Annotated in this window: 18 protein-coding genes; 7 read left to right on the forward strand and 11 right to left on the reverse strand. The window is 57.9% G+C overall.

Features of this window, described 5'->3' with window-relative positions; all coding sequences use genetic code 11:
* Positions 1-69 precede the first annotated feature (69 nt).
* From AC2FLJ_RS17265 to AC2FLJ_RS17280, 4 genes are all read left to right on the forward strand, one after another.
* On the forward strand, positions 70-1,242 hold the full coding sequence (locus tag AC2FLJ_RS17265) for an MFS transporter (RefSeq protein ID WP_496706913.1): 1,173 nt from the start codon (positions 70-72) through the stop codon (positions 1,240-1,242).
* A gap of 23 nt (positions 1,243-1,265) precedes the next feature.
* On the forward strand, positions 1,266-2,300 hold the full coding sequence (locus AC2FLJ_RS17270; protein WP_496706915.1) for a glycosyltransferase family 4 protein: 1,035 nt from the start codon (positions 1,266-1,268) through the stop codon (positions 2,298-2,300).
* Between the two features lie 111 nt (positions 2,301-2,411).
* Positions 2,412-3,434, forward strand: a complete 1,023-nt coding sequence (locus tag AC2FLJ_RS17275; RefSeq protein WP_058275078.1) for an aspartate-semialdehyde dehydrogenase — start codon at positions 2,412-2,414, stop codon at positions 3,432-3,434.
* Positions 3,435-3,663: 229 nt separating this feature from the next.
* A complete protein-coding gene (locus tag AC2FLJ_RS17280; protein ID WP_496706917.1) occupies positions 3,664-4,482 on the forward strand; it encodes a DUF2189 domain-containing protein in 819 nt (272 codons plus the stop codon).
* Positions 4,483-4,530: 48 nt separating this feature from the next.
* On the opposite strand, the gene AC2FLJ_RS17285 is transcribed toward AC2FLJ_RS17280, so the two are convergent.
* Together AC2FLJ_RS17285 and AC2FLJ_RS17290 are read right to left on the reverse strand one after the other, a co-directional pair.
* Positions 4,531-5,067 (reverse strand): SRPBCC family protein, encoded by a 537-nt coding sequence (locus tag AC2FLJ_RS17285; protein ID WP_472722549.1) that lies wholly within the window; start codon positions 5,065-5,067, stop codon positions 4,531-4,533.
* 104 nt (positions 5,068-5,171) lie between these two features.
* On the reverse strand, positions 5,172-5,822 hold the full coding sequence (locus AC2FLJ_RS17290; protein WP_282119743.1) for a carbonic anhydrase: 651 nt from the start codon (positions 5,820-5,822) through the stop codon (positions 5,172-5,174).
* A 153-nt stretch (positions 5,823-5,975) separates the two neighbouring features.
* Here AC2FLJ_RS17290 and AC2FLJ_RS17295 point away from each other — a divergent pair, with 153 nt between their 5' ends.
* From AC2FLJ_RS17295 to AC2FLJ_RS17305, 3 genes are all read left to right on the forward strand, one after another.
* Positions 5,976-6,356 carry a hypothetical protein gene (locus tag AC2FLJ_RS17295; protein WP_472722548.1) on the forward strand — a complete coding sequence of 127 codons (381 nt, stop codon included), beginning with the start codon at positions 5,976-5,978 and terminating at the stop codon, positions 6,354-6,356.
* Between the two features lie 63 nt (positions 6,357-6,419).
* Positions 6,420-7,802 carry a leucyl aminopeptidase family protein gene (locus AC2FLJ_RS17300; RefSeq protein WP_496706919.1) on the forward strand — a complete coding sequence of 461 codons (1,383 nt, stop codon included), beginning with the start codon at positions 6,420-6,422 and terminating at the stop codon, positions 7,800-7,802.
* Positions 7,799-8,536 (forward strand): C40 family peptidase, encoded by a 738-nt coding sequence (locus AC2FLJ_RS17305; protein WP_496706921.1) that lies wholly within the window; start codon positions 7,799-7,801, stop codon positions 8,534-8,536. The genes AC2FLJ_RS17300 and AC2FLJ_RS17305 overlap by 4 nt, the downstream gene beginning before the upstream one ends.
* Here AC2FLJ_RS17305 and AC2FLJ_RS17310 read toward each other — a convergent pair.
* The 9 genes from AC2FLJ_RS17310 to AC2FLJ_RS17350 form a co-directional block, all read right to left on the reverse strand.
* Positions 8,533-8,883: a DUF2794 domain-containing protein gene (locus tag AC2FLJ_RS17310; protein ID WP_058275250.1), complete on the reverse strand. Its 351-nt coding sequence runs from the start codon at positions 8,881-8,883 to the stop codon at positions 8,533-8,535. The two genes, AC2FLJ_RS17305 and AC2FLJ_RS17310, sit on opposite strands and share 4 nt — an antisense overlap.
* A gap of 76 nt (positions 8,884-8,959) precedes the next feature.
* Positions 8,960-10,624, reverse strand: a complete 1,665-nt coding sequence (locus tag AC2FLJ_RS17315; protein ID WP_496706923.1) for an ABC transporter permease — start codon at positions 10,622-10,624, stop codon at positions 8,960-8,962.
* A 119-nt stretch (positions 10,625-10,743) separates the two neighbouring features.
* A complete protein-coding gene (locus AC2FLJ_RS17320; RefSeq protein WP_496706925.1) occupies positions 10,744-11,961 on the reverse strand; it encodes a phenylacetate--CoA ligase family protein in 1,218 nt (405 codons plus the stop codon).
* 19 nt (positions 11,962-11,980) lie between these two features.
* Entirely contained in the window at positions 11,981-12,814 is an 834-nt protein-coding gene (locus AC2FLJ_RS17325; protein WP_058275083.1) for an ABC transporter ATP-binding protein, read from the reverse strand.
* A gap of 75 nt (positions 12,815-12,889) precedes the next feature.
* Positions 12,890-14,170 (reverse strand): ABC transporter substrate-binding protein, encoded by a 1,281-nt coding sequence (locus AC2FLJ_RS17330; RefSeq protein ID WP_058275084.1) that lies wholly within the window; start codon positions 14,168-14,170, stop codon positions 12,890-12,892.
* Between the two features lie 75 nt (positions 14,171-14,245).
* Positions 14,246-15,322 (reverse strand): branched-chain amino acid ABC transporter permease, encoded by a 1,077-nt coding sequence (locus AC2FLJ_RS17335; RefSeq protein ID WP_058275085.1) that lies wholly within the window; start codon positions 15,320-15,322, stop codon positions 14,246-14,248.
* A gap of 3 nt (positions 15,323-15,325) precedes the next feature.
* Complete coding sequence (locus AC2FLJ_RS17340) at positions 15,326-15,583, reverse strand: hypothetical protein (protein ID WP_108860572.1); 258 nt, start codon at positions 15,581-15,583, stop codon at positions 15,326-15,328.
* Between the two features lie 4 nt (positions 15,584-15,587).
* Positions 15,588-16,574 carry a branched-chain amino acid ABC transporter permease gene (locus AC2FLJ_RS17345; protein WP_496706928.1) on the reverse strand — a complete coding sequence of 329 codons (987 nt, stop codon included), beginning with the start codon at positions 16,572-16,574 and terminating at the stop codon, positions 15,588-15,590.
* 29 nt (positions 16,575-16,603) lie between these two features.
* On the reverse strand, positions 16,604-17,422 hold the full coding sequence (locus AC2FLJ_RS17350) for an ABC transporter ATP-binding protein (protein WP_058275088.1): 819 nt from the start codon (positions 17,420-17,422) through the stop codon (positions 16,604-16,606).
* Between the last annotated feature and the right edge of the window lie 51 nt (positions 17,423-17,473).

Here is a 17,473-nt window from a genome sequence, read left to right on the forward strand (position 1 = left end):
CACACGCGCTTGTGTGTGGCACCGTGACGTGCCAAGCATTTCTTCGCCGGTTTGGGGGAGAGGGTTTTCATGAAGGCAGGTCTGGTGGTGTTGTGCCTGGGCTATGTGCTCAGCCAGTTCTTTCGCGCCTTTCTCGCGGTTCTCAGTGTTGATCTGGGGCGCGATATCGGGGCCACACCCGAGGATCTGGCCTTTGCGTCCGGTCTTTGGTTTCTGATCTTTGCTGCCATGCAGTTGCCCGTAGGCTGGGCACTGGACCGAGTTGGACCGCGCCTGACGGCGGCGGTCTTGCTGCTGGTCGGTGGTGCCGGCGGAGCGGCATTGTTTGCCCTATCCAGCTCCCCATTTCACATCGCCATCGCCATGGGATTGATCGGGGTCGGCTGCTCACCGGTGTTGATGGCATCTTACTATATCTTCGCCCGCGAATTCCCACCTGCCCGCTTCGCCACTTTGGCGGCTGTCATGCTGGGCGTTGGATCGGTCGGCAATCTGGTTGCCTCGTACCCTACTGCGCTGGCGGTTGAGCTGATGGGTTGGCGGGCCACGATGGGGACGCTGGCCGTTTTTTCCGCCGCGATCGCGTTGGGCATCTGGTTCAGCGTGCATGATCCCAAACGTGTCGAGACCGAACACAGGGGATCGGTGCTGGACCTGCTGAAAGAGCCCGCCCTGTGGGCGATCTTGCCGCTGATGCTGGTGGCCTATGCCCCGTCGGCGGCAACGCGCGGCCTTTGGGCCGGGCCATACCTCAGCGATATCTTCGGCCTTAGCACCACCCAGATCGGGACAGCGACCCTGATCATGGGGGCGGCGATGATTGCAGGTACCTTTGCGTATGGGCCGCTCGATCGAATGCTGGGCACGCGAAAATGGGTGATCTTTGGCGGCAACGCGCTGGGCACAGTGGGGCTGGTTCTGATATGCCTTTGGGTCGACAACGCAATTTGGCTGGCGGTTGTCCTGATGGCAGCGATCGGGTTTCTTGGGGCCAGCTTTCCGGTCATCATGGCTCATGGACGGGCCTTTGTGCCACCGCATCTGGTTGGGCGCGGCATGACCCTGCTGAACCTCTTCGGCATTGGCGGTGTAGGACTGGCGCAATTCGTCACCGGCCGCATCCATGCCGCCACGGTGGACATCAGCCCGACCGCGCCCTACACAGCGATATTCGGCTTTTTTGCGGTCACGCTGGCCATCGGCTGCGTGATCTATCTGTTCAGCCGCGACAGCGTCGACTGACGCTGGAACTGCCAGGAGTGTCCATGTCCGACCCGCGCGTCATTGCCCCCAACCTCAAACGCAGACTTTCGGGTGTGACCGCGACAATTGCCCGGTTGGTGCCGTTGCAAGTGCAATGGATCGACATCGCGGCCACCGGGCCGGGTCTGCCGGATGACATCCCACATATCCCGCTGGGCCGCCTACCCTTTTTGTCGCGCAAAACATTGCGCGTCTGGCACGCGCGCCGCAATACAGAGATGCTGCTGGGCCTGATCCTGCGCAATGTGCTGCGGCTGCGATTGAAGCTGCTGTTCACCAGCGCCTCGCAACGCGCGCATAGCGGCTACACCAAATGGCTGATCGACAAAATGGACGCGGTCGTCGCGACTTCGCGCAAAACCGCCGAGTATCTGGAGAGAGATGCGCAGGTCATCATGCATGGCATCAACTTGCAGGATTTCACACCGCCCGAAGACAAAGCAGCTGTTCGGGCGCGACTGGGTTTGCCAGATGGTCTATTGCTGGGCTGCTACGGCCGCATTCGTCACCAGAAGGGCACCGATGCTTTCGTCGATGCAATGATCGAACTTTGCGGCCGCTTTGACGACGTCCATGGCATCGTCATGGGCCGCGCCACGGAAAAGCACACCAGCTTCCTGACCGAACTGAAAGACAAGGTCGCCGAGGCGGGCCTGTCCGACCGCATTCTGTTCATGCCCGAGGTGACCGTCGATCAGATCGCCGAATGGTATCAGGTGCTGGACCTGTTCATCGCCCCGCAACGGTGGGAAGGGTTCGGCCTGACGCCGCTGGAAGCAATGGCCTGCGGCGTGCCGGTTGTTGCGACCGATGTAGGCGCGTTCTCCGAGATCGTCACCGACCCGTCGCTGGGCCGAGTGGTCGAACCTGGTGATATCCCCGCGCTGGCCGAAGCGGCCGCCGAGATGTTGTCCGACCGCGATTCCCTTGCCCATTCCGGTATCGCAGCCCGCACCCATGTCGAGCAGAATTTCGACATCAGTGGTGAGGCAAAGACGCTTGTCGCGCTCTATGAACGCCTTTTGACCGACACCTGAGGCGATGCGCCACGTCAAATCGGTGCCGTTGCGCGAAATAAACCCCGAAAACTCTTTTTTATTTGCTGCAACGCGGCTATGAACGCGCGTCCTTAACATTGGAGACATGAAATGGGCTATCGCGTCGTAGTCGTCGGCGCCACGGGTAACGTGGGCCGCGAAATGCTGAACATTCTGGCTGAACGCCAGTTCCCCGTTGATGAACTTGCTGTTTTGGCAAGCCGTCGTTCGCTGGGCACCGAAGTAAGCTTTGGCGACACGACACTCACGACCAAGGATCTGGACACGTTCGATTTCACCGGCTGGGACATGGCGCTGTTTGCCGTAGGGTCCGAGGCGACCAAGGTCTACGCCCCCAAGGCGGCCAAAGCTGGCTGCGTGGTGATCGATAACTCGTCGCTCTATCGTTATGACCCGGACATTCCGCTGATCGTGCCGGAATGTAACCCGCAGGCGATCCACGACTACAAAAACAAGAACATCATCGCCAACCCCAACTGCTCGACCGCGCAGATGGTTGTCGCGCTGAAGCCGCTGCACGACCGCGCACGCATCAAGCGGGTTGTCGTGTCGACCTATCAGTCGGTGTCTGGTGCCGGTAAGGAAGGCATGGACGAGCTGTGGGATCAGACCAAAGCGATCTATAATCCCACTACGGACGTGCCGCCAAACAAGTTCCAGAAACAGATCGCCTTCAACGTCATTCCCCAGATCGACGTCTTCATGGAAGACGGCTCGACCAAGGAAGAGTGGAAGATGGTTGTTGAGACCAAAAAGATCGTCGATCCGTCGATCAAGGTCACAGCCACATGCGTTCGCGTTCCGGTTTTCGTCGGCCACTCTGAGGCCGTGAACATCGAGTTCGAAGAATTTCTGGACGAAGACGAGGCCCGTGACATCCTGCGTGAGGCTCCGGGCATCATGGTGATCGACAAGCGCGAACCCGGCGGCTACGTCTCGCCGATCGAATGCGCGGGCGATTTTGCCACGTTCATCAGCCGTATCCGCCAGGACTCGACCGTGGAAAATGGCATCAACCTGTGGTGCGTTTCGGACAACCTGCGCAAAGGTGCAGCGCTGAACGCGGTGCAGATTGCGGAACTGCTGGGCCGTGAGGTTCTGAAGAAGGGCTAAGCCCCGACCCGAAGCTGCGGATTGTTTAAACCCTGCTGCGCTGTCAGTGGGGTTTATTTTTGGCGGGACGCGGAGTCTTCGCTACCTCGAAGGGCGTCCAGGATCGCCCGGAAACCTTGCTCTTATCCTTTAGCTGATACACACTTCGATACGCAGCAGTGGCTACTTTCGCCGCAATGCCTGTTGTCGAACCGACAAGTACGATTCCGTCCTTTTGGAGGAGTGTGTCATGACATCCAAAACCAATGGGTCCTCGCCCCCGGAAAACCTGACGCCGCAGCAGCAAGCCATGCCCGAGGTGAACACATTGACGGCGACAGATATCAGCGCATCGCTAAAAGCCGGATTAGCCGATTTTCTGGCACGCCCAGTCATGAGCGGCTTTTTTGGCCTATTCTATGCAATTTTTGGGATTCTGTTTGTCTGGTGTCTGATCTGGCTTGGCAAAATCTGGATGATCATTCCCGCGGCTGTTGGCTTTCCGTTGGTTGCGCCTTTTGCCGCCGCCGGGCTCTATGAGATGTCTCGGCGGATGCAAAACAACGAGGATTTCGGATGGTCTGATATCCTCACCGTCATGGCCAACCAGCGAAAGCGTGAAATGGGCTGGATGGCCTTTGTAACCCTGTTCATTTTCTGGGTTTGGACCTATCAAATAAGGCTTTGGCTGGCGATCACGCTGCAAAATGCATCGTTTTCTGATTTTGACCGTTTTCTGAACATCGTCTTCTTTACGCCGCAGGGCTGGACGTTCCTTGTCATAGGTACCTGTGTGGGCGCATTTTTGTCGGCAGTCCTGTTCTCGGTAACGGTCGTCGCCATGCCAATGCTGTTGGACCGAGAGACGAACTTCATTTCCGCGATGATCACATCCATCCGGGTTGTCACCGGAAACCCAGTGGTCATGCTCAGCTGGGCAGCGATTATCTCGATCACGATGTTGCTGTCGATGTTACCTGCATTTCTAGGCCTGATCTTCACCCTTCCGATTCTGGGCCACACCACATGGCATCTTTACCAAAGGGCTGTTTCCCCAGCCGAGGGGTGATCAGACCGATCAAACCCAGCCGTCGCGAAATGCATCGAAGCGCCTGATTTACCCCTGCCCCTCGACCAATGCTTTGAGGTTTGTCAGACCGCGCTCGTAATCTCCTCCGACCCATTTATCCATCATCAGACCCATCCAGCGTGACATGGGGTTCATGCCTAGATCGGATTCGAACCCCCAGGTCACCTGAGTCTGATCACCCTCGGGTGTCAGATCGAAGGAGGCCGATGCGGACCCCATCGGACCGAAATCAAGCGCTGTTTTGACGGTTTGATCCGGAACGCTTTCGACGATTTCCTGTGACCCAGTACCAACCTGCGGGTGTTCAGATGCCCAATTCAAGGTGTTGCCGACGCCCGCCTCAGGGCCGCTGTAGGACAGCTGGGTTTCGGGATCGCGCGTCAACCAAGGTGACCATTTTTCAGTTTCCTGCATCGAATTCACGTAAGGAAAGATCGCGCTGGCGGGTGCGTTGATCGTAATGCTGCGGGACAGTTCGGCCTTGCCCGGCAAAAGATAAGACACGCCAACCAGAACCAGAATAAGAACAAGCAGAGTGATGAAAATACGTTTTATGAATCGCATGACGCGCTCCTGATCGAAAGATTGTGGTTCCGATCATAGCAAAAAATGGCGCGAAATCAGAGACCTGATCCGCGCCATTCGAAAACTCTCAGATGTCAGCCCGTTTAGACAACCACGAATTTCTTCTCAGCCGGGTCATAGCATTGCAGGCCACCTTCACCGATGTCGGTCCACAGCCCATGCAAGCTCAGCGAGCCGTCATCTACCGCAGAAGAAACGAAGGGAAAGGTCATCAGGTTCTCCAGCGATGCCACGACTGCCTGCCGTTCAAACTGCCGTGCCTGATCGACGCTGTCTTCAACATCGGCAACCAAATCATATTTCGGTTTCAGGATGTCCATCCAGCGGCCAACAAAGCTTTCTTTCGCCTCCAGTTGCGGGGCTTTTCCCTTGCACATGTCGATGCAGCCCTGAACACCTCCGCATTGCGAGTGGCCTAGAACGATCAGGTGCGCGACTTTCAGTGCCGTGACCGCATATTCGATTGCCGCACTGGTGCCGTGGTGATCGCCGTCAGGGGCGTAAGGCGGCACAAGGTTTGCGATATTGCGGTGAATAAAGAACTCGCCCTGATCGGCACCGAAGATCGATGTTACGTGAACCCGGCTGTCGCAGCACGAAATCACCATCGCACGCGGGCGCTGCCCTTCAGTGGCCAGGCGGCGATACCAGACCTGGTTCTCCGAATAGGTGGTGGCTTTCCATCCGTGGTACCGCTTGACCAGATAGGTCGGCAGAGGTTTGGCTAAGTCCATTCTCATGTCCCCGTTCTTTTGTCTGTCGGCTGCTGTAACCTGAATTCGCAGAAAATTCGACCCATTTTCCAGCATCGACGCAAGGTTTTGCAAAGGATTCTACCGCCAATGTCCAACTATGCCGTGGGGGCGTAGAGAGTTGGGGTAGATGTGGTGGATAAAATAGTCACGCTTGAACAAAAGGAAACTGTTCGGCTGGATACGGACCGCTTGAACGGGCTGTATCACCAATTGGGCGACAAGAACGCATTGGATGTTTTGTGCCGTACGGTCGAGGAATTGGCCGTGCGCCTGTCAAACTGCGAGCGATTTTGGCGTCAGCGCGACTGGGCCGGGCTGCGCAAATGCGCCCGGTCATTGGTGGCCATAGCCGAACAGATTGGCATGACCGCGCTGGCCCGTGTCGCCGGTGATGTGGCGCAATCTGTGGATGCCGGGGATGCAGTCGCGACGGGGGCCACCCTGTCGCGCCTGATCCGTGTAGGTGAGAAATCGCTGACCGTGATCTGGGATCAGCAGGATCTTTCCCTCTGACGGGGCTTGCGGACGGATCGTGGGCGGCTAGGCTGGGCGCAATTCGAACCAGCCGAGATACACATGACCCTGTCCTTCGCTTCGCCGTCCGAACCCTCTGTTCCGCTGTATGTCATTTCGCAACCCGATCTCGACAATTGGCTGCAAGACCAGCCAAGCCACATCGCATCGTGGGTCGAGGCCAATGGATTCACCGGGGCCATGGGACAGGCACTGCTGATCCCGCAATCAGATGGTGCGCCCGAAATGGCCTTGGCGGGTTACGGAAATAGCAACAAGCGCGCGCGCAAACGGTTCCCGTTGGCAGCGACGGCAGAAGCCTTGCGGAAGGGAACCTATCACATCGCATCAGGTGTGCCGGCTGATGCGATAAGCAACGAGTGCCTTGGTTGGTTGCTCACAGGATATGCCTTTAGCCGTTACGCCAATCAATCACCCGCCAAGGCGCGACTCGTTGCACCCGAGGGTGTTGATGCCGTGCGAATTGAGGCACTGGTCAGAGCCGAGGCGCTGACCCGCGATTTGGTCAACACACCGGCCTCGGACATGGGACCGGATCAGCTGCAGGCCGCAGCCGAGGATTTGGCGCAGGAATTCGCCGCGTCCTGTTCGGTAATCAAAGACGACGACCTGTTGAATCAAAATTTCCCGCTAATTCACACGGTCGGACGCGCCGCCGCGCAAGCTCCGCGCTTGATCGAGATGACATGGGGCAACACCGGACCCAAACTGACCCTTGTCGGCAAGGGTGTGTGCTTTGACACTGGCGGACTGAATCTGAAACCAGGGAATTCGATGTCCCTAATGAAAAAGGACATGGGCGGTGCGGCCAATGTGCTGGGTTTGGCGCGGATGGTCATGGCAACAAAGCTGCCTGTGCAACTGCGCGTGCTGATCCCGGCGGTCGAGAACTCGGTCGCGGGGAATGCCTTCCGTCCGGGGGATATCCTGACCTCGCGCAAGGGTCTGACGGTTGAGATCAACAACACCGACGCCGAAGGGCGGCTGGTTCTGGCCGACGCATTGGCGCTGGCGGATGAGGGTGAACCTGACCTGATCATCTCGATGGCGACGCTGACCGGTGCCGCGCGCGTGGCGGTTGGCCCCGATCTGGCGCCCTTTTACACCGATGACGATGGCGCGGCAGACGCACTGGCCAACGCTGGTCGGCAATCGGCCGACCCTGTCTGGCGGATGCCTTTCCATGAACCCTATGAGGCGATGATCGAACCCGGCATTGCTGATTTGGACAATGCTCCATTAGGTGGGTTCGCAGGCTCGATCACTGCGGCCCTGTTCCTGCGCCGCTTTGTGGGTGACAGCCGCTATATGCATTTCGACATCTATTCCTGGCAGCCCAGCAAGGCCCCCGGACGCAGCAAAGGCGGTCTGGGCCAAGGGCCGCGTGCCGTGCTGACCGCCCTGCCCGAGATTCTGAACCTATGACCCGCCTGCGCGTCATAAAGCCGGTTGTTGATCTGTTGCGCAGCCCGAATGGCCCTAGGGACCGGCAGCTGTTGTTTGGCGACCCGATAGATGTTGTTGACAAAACTGATGGGTGGAGCCGGATCACCTCGGACAAGGACGGCTATCCCGGTTGGGTCAGGTCCGATCAGTTGGGATCTGAGGCGCAACAGACCCACTGGGTCACCGCGCCCGCGACACATGCCTATAAACAGCCCGACATGAAAAGCCAGGACCGCGTATCGCTGAGTTTCGGCAGCAAATTATGCGTGCTGTCGGAACAGAATAGGTTTCTGGAAACAGAACTGGGGTTCATTCCGGCGTTTCACGCCAAACTCAGCGCAACTCACCTGACTGATCCCGTAGCGGTGGCCGAGCTGTTTCTGGGCACACCCTATCTTTGGGGGGGAAACAGTCGCTTCGGTATTGATTGTTCCGGGTTGGTTCAGGCCGGTTTGCTGTCCTGCGGCATACCCTGCCCCGGTGATAGCAATGATCAGGAACGCGAACTGGGTACGGCGCTTCCTGCCGGGACTGAACCAAAGCGTGGGGATCTGTTGTTCTGGAAAGGCCACGTGGCATGGGTCTATGGCGAGAACATGCTGCTTCATGCCAACGCCTACCACATGGACGTGACGTTCGAGCCGATGGATCAAGCAATCACACGGATTCTGGAGCAGGGCGACGGGTCTGTAACAGCCCACAAAAGGCTCTAATCAAGGTCAACCGACCGGATCAGCTTGCGTTCCAACACGCGCAGCACGGTGCGCAGGTCATGGCCTCGCTTCAAGATACGCCCATCCATGCCGATCACTGAATACATCCCCTGTTTGGACCGCAGACGAGGGTGTTTTTCGACCCGGTAGATCGGATGCTCTGCCGTACGTCTGAAAATGGAAAAAACCGCCATATCGCGCAGGTTGGAAATGCCATAGTCACGCCATTCTCCGGCGGCGACCATCTTGCCATAGACAGACAGTATATGTGACATCTCGCGCCGGTCGAACGCGACGGGCATCTGGGCCGAGTTTGCAGAAAACCGGCTGGGAGGCTGCATGTTCATACCCTCAGCCTTGCCGGAAAACGCATTTGAATCAAGTCCGGTGCCAACAGGTGTGGTAATTTTGAATCGTTTCGTCCTACCGCCGCCCAACTTGCCGGCAGATCAGAATCACCGGCAAAAGCCCAACTGCCAGGATCACAAGCGAGGGAACCGCTGCCCCCTCCAACCGTTCGTCCGAGGCCAGACGATAGGCCTGGACCGCAAGCGTATCAAAGTTGAAGGGGCGCATGATCAAGGTCGCGGGCAGCTCTTTCATCACATCCACAAATACGATCAGCAAGGCCGTCAGCAATGAGGGTGTCAGTATTGGTAGATGCACACGGCGCAAGGTGCCCAGCGGCGATTGGCCCAAAGACCGGGACGCGGCATCCATATTGGCGTGCACAGTACTCTGCCCGCCTTCATACGCGCTGAGCGCTGCCGCAAGAAAGCGCACCATGTAAGCCGCCACCAGCAACCAAATCGACCCGGTCACCAGCAGACCCGTCGAGACGTCGAACGTCTGGCGCATCCACGAATCCAGCGCGTTGTCGAATCTGGCGAAGGGTACCATCAGACCAACGGCGATTACGCCGCCGGGCACCGCATAGCCCAACCGCGCCAGATAGCCTGTGGTCGATGATCCCCGACCTGGGCGAAGGCGCTGAAAGAACCCAACACAGATCGCGGCGCAGACCGTAACCACGGCGGCCACTCCTGCAAGTGTCAGCGAGTTTTGAATGAACCCGATGTATCGCCGAGACAGCAGGTTTTGTTCCGAGGTCAGGCCCATCTGGATCAAGATAAATACCGGCAGCAAGAACCCCAGCACCACTGGAATAGCGCACAAGGTTATGGCAGCTGCGGATTGCCAGCCCTTAAGTTGCGCCGAAGGCAGCGAGGCATGGCTTTTGCCTGCCTGATAGTACTTTGCCTTGCCGCGCTGCGTCCGCTCGGCTACGGCCATGACCAGCGCAAAGCCCAGCAGGCACAAGGCCAACTGCGCCGCACCCGCCCGGTCGCCGATCGAGAACCAGCTTGTGTAGATGCCCGTGGCAAAGGTCTGAACGCCAAAATAGGCGACGGTTCCAAAATCGGCGATGGTTTCCATGATGGCCAGCAGGACACCACCGGCAATGGCCGGGCGGGCCATCGGCAAAGACACGTGCCAGAACGCCAACCACGGGCTTTTGCCCAGCGCACGAGCGGCCAGAAAAGCGGTGGCACTTTGCTGCAGAAACGCGGCCCGCGCCAGCAGATAAACATAAGGGTAGAGCACTAGGATCAGCATCACCGCCGCGCCCTCGGTTGAGCGGATTTCCGGGAACCAATAATCGCGCGGCCCCCAACCCGTCACGTCGCGCAGCGTGGTCTGCACGATACCGGGATGATCCAGAATGAACGTATAGGCATAAGCCAGAACATAGGCCGGAAAAGCCAACGGCAGGACCAGTGCAATTTCCAGAAAGCGCACCCCAGGAAAGCGCGTCATCGTCACTAGCCACGCCGCGCCGACCCCGATAGAGAACGTGCCGATCGCTACCAAAAAGACAAGGATCACGGTTGTCAGCGCATAGCCGGGTAAAACCGTCTCAAACAGATGCGAGACCGTATCCGTACCGCCCGTCACCGCCGCCAGAACAACAGCAACCATGGGCAGAAGACAAGCGGCTGCTACCATATAAGCCACAGTGGCCACCAACCGGGTGCCCAGCGCGCCACGATTGCGTTTCCCGTGTTCTGAATAGTCGATTTCGGCCATGGACCTGGATTGTAACTGGCGTTGGCTATTGATCAGCCTTTAATCGACCAAAATGCTAAGAAACACCAGTGCAGGAAAAACAAATCTGCGGCACATACTGCCGCAGACATGGCTCAGGGTTATTCGTAAACGCGCTGATCCTCGATCACCAACCCGTCCTTCGGCAGTGATCCGGGGGTTACGACCTCGATTGCGCCTTTCAGTTTCAGCACTTCGACCACGGATTTGGCATAGGCCATATCGTCGCCTCCCGCGCTTTCGATCTGGACGGTCATCGTGTCCATCTCACCCTGACGGGCGGCGATGACGCGGGCTTTGACGATTTCCTCGTGCTTATCGACCAATGCCGCCACCTGTTCAGGGCGCACAAACATGCCCTTGATCTTGGTGGTCTGATCTGCGCGACCCATCCAGCCTTTAATACGCAGATTGGTCCGCCCACAGGGCGACACGCCCGGCATGATCGCAGACAGATCACCCGTGGCAAAGCGGATCAGCGGGTAATCAGGGTTCAGAGAGGTCACGACAACCTCACCCACCTCACCCGGCTCTACCGGTGTTCCGGTGCCAGGGGTGACGACCTCGATAATGACATGTTCGTCGATGATCATCCCTTCCATCGCGGCGCTTTCGTAGGCGATGTTGCCAAGATCGGCCGTGGCATAGCATTGCAGGCAGGAAATACCCCGATCAGCATAGTCCTGACGCAAAGATGGGAACAGCGCGCCGCCGCCCACAACAGCCTTCGAGAAGTTCAGGGCCACGCCCATCTCATCTGCCTTGTCTAGAATGACCTTCAGATAATCCGGCGTGCCCGCATAAGAGGTGCAGCGCACATCACGCGCCGCGGTCACCTGCAATTCGGTCTGGCCGGTACCCGCTGGCAGCACAGCGGCACCTACCGCGCGCGCGCCGCTTTCAAAAATCATACCAGCTGGCGTGAGGTGATAGCCGAAACAGTTTTGCACGATATCTCCGGGTCCGACGCCGGCGGCGTTCAGGAAACGCCCCATGCGCCACCAATCATGATCCGTGCTGCCGGGCTCATAAATCGGACCGGGCGACTGAAACACATGATGGAAGTGCCGCGCTGGCTTGACCGTGAATCCGCCAAATGGCGGGCGGGACGCCTGCGCCGCCGCCAAGTCCGATTTCCGCAATACAGGCAGTTTCACCAGATCGTCGACCGAGGTCACCGAGTTAGTATCTGCATCGGCCAGATGCGCGGCAAAGCCCGGAGCGGACAGGGCGCGGTCAATCTGAGTACGCAGCGCCTGCACCTGATCGGCGGAGCGTTCATCGGCTGATCGGGTTTCGAGAGCGTCGTAGTAGGTCATCGCCAGATCCTCCATTCGCTTACAACCACCTCTTGCGGCGGCGGTAAGATCGCACATCACGGAAGCTTTTGCGGCCTTCGTCGGACATGCCCAGATAGAACTCTTTCACGTCTGGGTTTTCGCGCAAATCTGCTGCCGGACCATCCATCACGACGCGCCCGGATTCCAGAATATAGCCGTAATGGGCAAACCTTAGAGCCACATTTGTGTTCTGTTCGGCCAGCAAGAAGGACACACCTTCTTTCTCGTTTAGATCCTTAACAATGCCGAAAATCTCTTCGACCAGCTGCGGCGCAAGTCCCATCGAGGGTTCGTCCAGCAGGATCGTTTCGGGTCGGGACATCAAAGCTCGGCCCATTGCAACCATCTGTTGCTCACCACCCGAAGTGTAGCCTGCCTGCGACCGGCGGCGTTCTTTCAGACGGGGAAAATATGTGTAGACCAGTTCAAGGTCCTGCTGGATGGCGGCCTTGCCATCCTTGCGGGTATAGGCGCCCGTCAGCAGGTTTTCTTCAACCGTCAGGTGTTCGAAACAATGGCGGCCTTCCATCACCTGGATGACGCCCTTTTCCACCAGATCGGCGGGATCGCTTTCATGCACGCTGGTGCCGCGATATTCGATCGTTCCCTTGGTGACTTCACCGCGCTCGGAATGCAGCAGGTTCGACACAGCCTTGAGCGTCGTCGTTTTTCCTGCGCCGTTGCCGCCCAGCAGGGCCGTGATACCGCCCTTGGGCACAGTCAGGCTGACGCCTTTCAGAACGAGGATCACGTGATTGTAGATCACCTCGATATTGTTGACCTCAAGCAGAGTTTCCGACTTGGTGTCAGTGGTTTGTGCCGCATCCAGCATCTGCGCGTGTCCTTAAGCGAGTGTGGGGTTCGGGACGGCGGTCTGCCGCCGCCCCGGTTTGTTCAAAGCGCTGTATCAGCAACGCCCTTCAATGTTGTTTTCTGCTGCATAGGCCGCAGAATCTTCATCGATCAGCGCGCCGATCACTTCACCATCGGTCTGCTTGAAGTCCGAGATCAGCGTCCAGGTCTTGTTTGCTGCATCCCACTGCGTCACACCCACAAGGGCGTCACCGCCGTGGTTTTCGCATGAGACCGAGAAGGTCGGACCAAAGTTCGCCAGGCCCAGTTCGGCCATCTTCTCTTCTGTCATCTCCAGTGCTTCCATACCGGCACGCATCTCAGACGGGGTGATTTCCGCATTGCCCGAGATTTCCTGGGCTTTCTTGATCGCTTCGGCAGCCAGAACAGCCGCATAGAGACCACGGTTATACAGAACCGTGCCAACCTGATCACCCGCGCCTGCAGCCTTACCTGCATCGACAACGTGTTTCTGCAGATCGTCAAAGACCGGGAAGTCCGTGCCAACGTTGTGGAAAGTCAGCGCTTTGTACCCATTGGCAGCTTCGCCCGCTGGCAGCACGTCGTTTTCAGAACCGGACCACCAGATGCCGATGAAGTTTTCCATCGGGAACCGGATGTTGGCGGCCTCTTGCACGGCAACCTGGTTCATAACCCCCCAGCCCCACATCAGGACATAGTCGGGACGATCACGGCGGATTTGCAGCCACTGCGACTTCTGTTCCTGACCCGGGTGATCGACCGGCAGGGCGACCAGTTCAAAGCCGTGCTTTTTTGACAGCTCTTCCAGCGTACGGATCGGTTCCTTACCATAGGCCGAGTTGTGGTAGACCAGCGCGATTTTCTTGCCGCTCAGATCGCCACCATTCTCCTCAAGCAGGTAATTGACCGCGCCCGAGGCCCCGTCCCAGTAGTTGGCAGGATAGTTGAAGGTGTGGCTGAACACGTCGCCGTTCTTGGCCGAGGTCCGGCCATATCCCATCGTGTGCAGCGGAATGTCGTCTGCAGTGACTTTTGGGATCAGCTGGTACGTAATACCTGTGGACAGCGGCTGATAAACCAAAGCGCCTTCGCCTTTGGTGGCTTCATAGCATTCCACACCTTTTTCGGTGTTGTAGCCGGTTTCGCACTCGACCATCCGGATCGGAACACCGCCGATGCCGCCATCGCGCTCGTTCAGCAGGGTGAAATAGTCGTTATAGCCATCCGAGAACGGAATACCGCCAGCGGCGTAAGGCCCGGTACGATAGCTCAGATCGGGGATCACAAGATCCGCCAGAGCGGGTCCTGCAGCCATCAGGGCGCTCAGCGCCGCGGTTGCCAGTTTCAATTTCATCGGGTGTCTCCTCCCTTGGTTAGTCCGATGTTGCGTTCGGGCTTGTGCCGCCCGTTTTTTCATTGGGCCGATCCCTTAGTGTGGGAACGGCCATAGTCTGAGTTTTTCTTTCGCCACACGCCACAGCTGCGCCAGCCCGTGCGGTTCCAGGATCAGGAACATGATGATCAGCGCGCCGACGATCACCAGCTGTAGATGCGCCACGATATCCGTGGGCCAGCCCAGAACGTCGACGCCCACCACTTTCAGGACCACCGGCAGCAAAACAAGGAAAGCGGCACCGGCGAACGATCCGAAAATAGACCCTAACCCGCCGATAATGATCATGAACAGGACCAGGAACGATTTCTGGATGCCAAAGACTTCGCCAACCTCGACCGCGCCAAGATAGACTGCAAAGAACAGCGCGCCCGCGATGCCGATGAAGAACGAGCTGACGGCAAAGGCGCTCATCTTGGCCTTTAGCGGGTTCACCCCGATGATCTCGGCTGCGATGTCCATATCGCGGATCGCCATCCATGTCCGGCCCGTGGTGCCGCGCGTCAGATTGCGTGCGATCAGGGCGCTGACGGCCAGGAAGATCAGGCAGAACAGATAGGTGGCCCAGGCAGGGGCATTCGGACCGGTGATGATGATGCCAAACACATCCCGTTCCGGCGCATTGATCTGACCCGAGGCCGAATAGTTGTAAAACCAGGGCACCCGGTTAAAGAGCCACACAAGGAAGAACTGCGCCGCTAGCGTGGCCACCGCCAGATAAAACCCCTTGATCCGCAGGCTTGGCAGGCCGAACAGCACACCGACAATGGCCGTTATGCCGCCAGCCAGAATGACATGGATGAACATGCTGACATCCGGGAATGAGGTCATCAGCTTGTAGCAGGCATAGGCACCCACAGCCATGAAGCCACCGGTACCCAAGGATACCTGCCCGCAGTACCCCACAAGGATGTTCAACCCGATCGCCGCAATGGCATAAATCAAAAAGGGCAGTAACAGCGCATTGGCCCAATAGTCATTGATGACGAAGGGAATTATCCCGAAAGCCACCGCCAGAACCACATAATACCGATACCGGTCGAACTTGATCGGAAAGGTCTGGCTGTCATCTGTGTAGGAGGTTTTGAAATCCCCGGCCTCACGATAAAACATGTCTTACTTTCCCCATTCTTCCTGCGCCCGGTTGCGGGCCTCAGCGTCCAGCTGCCTGGAGCCTTTTGCATATCCGCTCGCCTCTGAGGCGCGCACAAGTTTCATGTAAGCCAAGATGCCCATGACCAGCCCGGCAAACGCCAGGATCGCCGCAATCACCAATTGTCCATCGGTCAGGTCGTCGGAGGTGAACGCAATGTAGCCAAAAGCCCAGAACCCGGCCCACGCGATCACGTTGATGATGGCGATCAGCTTGGTCATGCCGCTAGACCCTCTCGATGATCTTCTCACCGAACAGACCTTGCGGCCTGAACACGAGGAAGATCAACGCCAGTACGTACGCAAACCAGTTTTCGGTCGCTCCGCCGACCAGCGAGCCGATGGCAAATTCGAACAGTTTTTCGCCCACACCGATGATCAGTCCGCCGACGATGGCACCAGGGATCGAGGTGAACCCGCCCAGCATCAGTACCGGCAGCGCCTTGAGCGCAATCAGTGACAGTGAGAACTGCACGCCCGACTTGGTACCCCACATGATGCCTGCAACCAGTGCGACAAAACCCGCAACCGACCACACCATGATCCAGATGAAGTTCAGCGAGATGCCGACCGAAAGAGCCGCCTGGTGGTCATCCGCCACGGCGCGCATCGCCCGGCCCTGCTTGGTGTATTGACTGAACGCGACCAGTGCGGTCACCAGCAGCGCGGCAATCACCGTCGCCACAAGGTCCAGATTGTCGATAAAGAAGCCATAGCCAAAGATGTTGAACGTGGTCTCATCAATCCACAAGTTGATACCCTGCGGCAGGCCGACATCCAACGTCTTGATCTCGGATCCCCACATCAGGTCAGCTACGCCCTCAAGGAAATAGGCCAGACCGATGGTCGCCATGAACAGGATGATTGGCTCTTGCCCGACCAGATGCCGCATCACAAAGCGCTGCACCGCCCAGGCCAGCAGAACCATGACACCCATCGTCAGGATAATCGCCACAAACGCAGGTACATTCCATCCGAACTTGTGGATATGCGTCCCGAAAGTCGCGTTGATCAGGTGGGCAAACGGGACCTGCCCGTTCATGATCCCGACCAGCGTCATGGCGGCAAACAGGGCCATAACCCCTTGAGCATAGTTGAAAATCCCAGACGCCTTGTAGATCAAAACAAAGCCCAGCGCGACCAGAGCGTACAGCACACCGGCCATAAGACCGTTGAGGAAAACCTCCATCGCGAAAATCAGCTGATCAGGCATGTGTGCCCCCTCTCATGTCTGTCAGTTGCTCAGTCATGGCTCACCCCCAGATAGGCGTCGATGACTTCCTGATTGCTGCGCACCTCGTCCGGGGTGCCGTCGCCGATCTTTTTGCCGTAATCCATCACGACCACGCGGTCGCTCAGGTCCATCACAACGCCCATGTCATGCTCGATCAGGGCGATGGTGGTGCCAAACTCGTCATTCACGTCGAGGATAAAGCGACTCATGTCCTCTTTCTCTTCAACGTTCATGCCGGCCATTGGTTCGTCCAGCAGCAACAGCTTAGGCTCGGCCGCCAAAGCGCGGGCTAACTCGACCCGCTTTTTCAACCCGTAAGGCAGGCGGGAAACCGGCGTCTTGCGGATGTGCTGGATTTCGAGAAAGTCGATGATTTTCTCGACCGCTTCGCGGTTTTCAACCTCTTCGGCCTCAGCCTTGCCCTTCCACATGGCCTGCTGAAAGAGGTTGGTTTTCATATAGTTCAGCCGCCCGGTCATGACGTTGTCCAGCACGCTCATGCCTTCGAAAAGGGCAATGTTCTGGAACGTCCTAGCGATACCTTGCCGCGCAACTTCATAAGGGCGCATCTGCGGACGCTTGGCACCATGGAACCAGACCTCGCCCTCCTGCGGGATGTAGAACCCCGAAATCACGTTCAGCATCGAGGATTTACCGGCCCCGTTCGGGCCGATGATGGCGCGGATCTCGCCCTCACGGATATCGAACGAGATATCCTTGATCGCCACCACACCGCCAAAACGCAGGGTGATGTTCTTCATCTCCATCACCACGCCGCCGATCTTGCGGCCATCTTCGGTGACATATCCTTCGGAGTTATCCAGCATCAGTCACTCCCTGACTTGCGGAAAAACGGGACGGTGGGCGGGGCGATGACC

The sequence above is a fragment of the Ruegeria sp. CDSA034 genome (genome assembly GCF_059612275.1).

Bases quoted from the DNA above. Each gene is read 5' to 3' on its own strand.
- AC2FLJ_RS17265 (WP_496706913.1), top strand. From the start codon at position 70: ATGAAGGCAGGTCTGGTGGTGTTGTGCCTGGGCTATGTGCTCAGCCAG.
- AC2FLJ_RS17270 (WP_496706915.1), top strand. From the start codon at position 1,266: ATGTCCGACCCGCGCGTCATTGCCCCCAACCTCAAACGCAGACTTTCG.
- AC2FLJ_RS17275 (WP_058275078.1), top strand. From the start codon at position 2,412: ATGGGCTATCGCGTCGTAGTCGTCGGCGCCACGGGTAACGTGGGCCGC.
- AC2FLJ_RS17280 (WP_496706917.1), top strand. From the start codon at position 3,664: ATGACATCCAAAACCAATGGGTCCTCGCCCCCGGAAAACCTGACGCCG.
- AC2FLJ_RS17285 (WP_472722549.1), bottom strand. From the start codon at position 5,067: ATGCGATTCATAAAACGTATTTTCATCACTCTGCTTGTTCTTATTCTG.
- AC2FLJ_RS17290 (WP_282119743.1), bottom strand. From the start codon at position 5,822: ATGGACTTAGCCAAACCTCTGCCGACCTATCTGGTCAAGCGGTACCAC.
- AC2FLJ_RS17300 (WP_496706919.1), top strand. From the start codon at position 6,420: ATGACCCTGTCCTTCGCTTCGCCGTCCGAACCCTCTGTTCCGCTGTAT.
- AC2FLJ_RS17305 (WP_496706921.1), top strand. From the start codon at position 7,799: ATGACCCGCCTGCGCGTCATAAAGCCGGTTGTTGATCTGTTGCGCAGC.
- AC2FLJ_RS17310 (WP_058275250.1), bottom strand. From the start codon at position 8,883: ATGAACATGCAGCCTCCCAGCCGGTTTTCTGCAAACTCGGCCCAGATG.
- AC2FLJ_RS17315 (WP_496706923.1), bottom strand. From the start codon at position 10,624: ATGGCCGAAATCGACTATTCAGAACACGGGAAACGCAATCGTGGCGCG.
- AC2FLJ_RS17320 (WP_496706925.1), bottom strand. From the start codon at position 11,961: ATGACCTACTACGACGCTCTCGAAACCCGATCAGCCGATGAACGCTCC.
- AC2FLJ_RS17325 (WP_058275083.1), bottom strand. From the start codon at position 12,814: ATGCTGGATGCGGCACAAACCACTGACACCAAGTCGGAAACTCTGCTT.
- AC2FLJ_RS17330 (WP_058275084.1), bottom strand. From the start codon at position 14,170: ATGAAATTGAAACTGGCAACCGCGGCGCTGAGCGCCCTGATGGCTGCA.
- AC2FLJ_RS17335 (WP_058275085.1), bottom strand. From the start codon at position 15,322: ATGTTTTATCGTGAGGCCGGGGATTTCAAAACCTCCTACACAGATGAC.
- AC2FLJ_RS17340 (WP_108860572.1), bottom strand. From the start codon at position 15,583: ATGACCAAGCTGATCGCCATCATCAACGTGATCGCGTGGGCCGGGTTC.
- AC2FLJ_RS17345 (WP_496706928.1), bottom strand. From the start codon at position 16,574: ATGCCTGATCAGCTGATTTTCGCGATGGAGGTTTTCCTCAACGGTCTT.
- AC2FLJ_RS17350 (WP_058275088.1), bottom strand. From the start codon at position 17,422: ATGCTGGATAACTCCGAAGGATATGTCACCGAAGATGGCCGCAAGATC.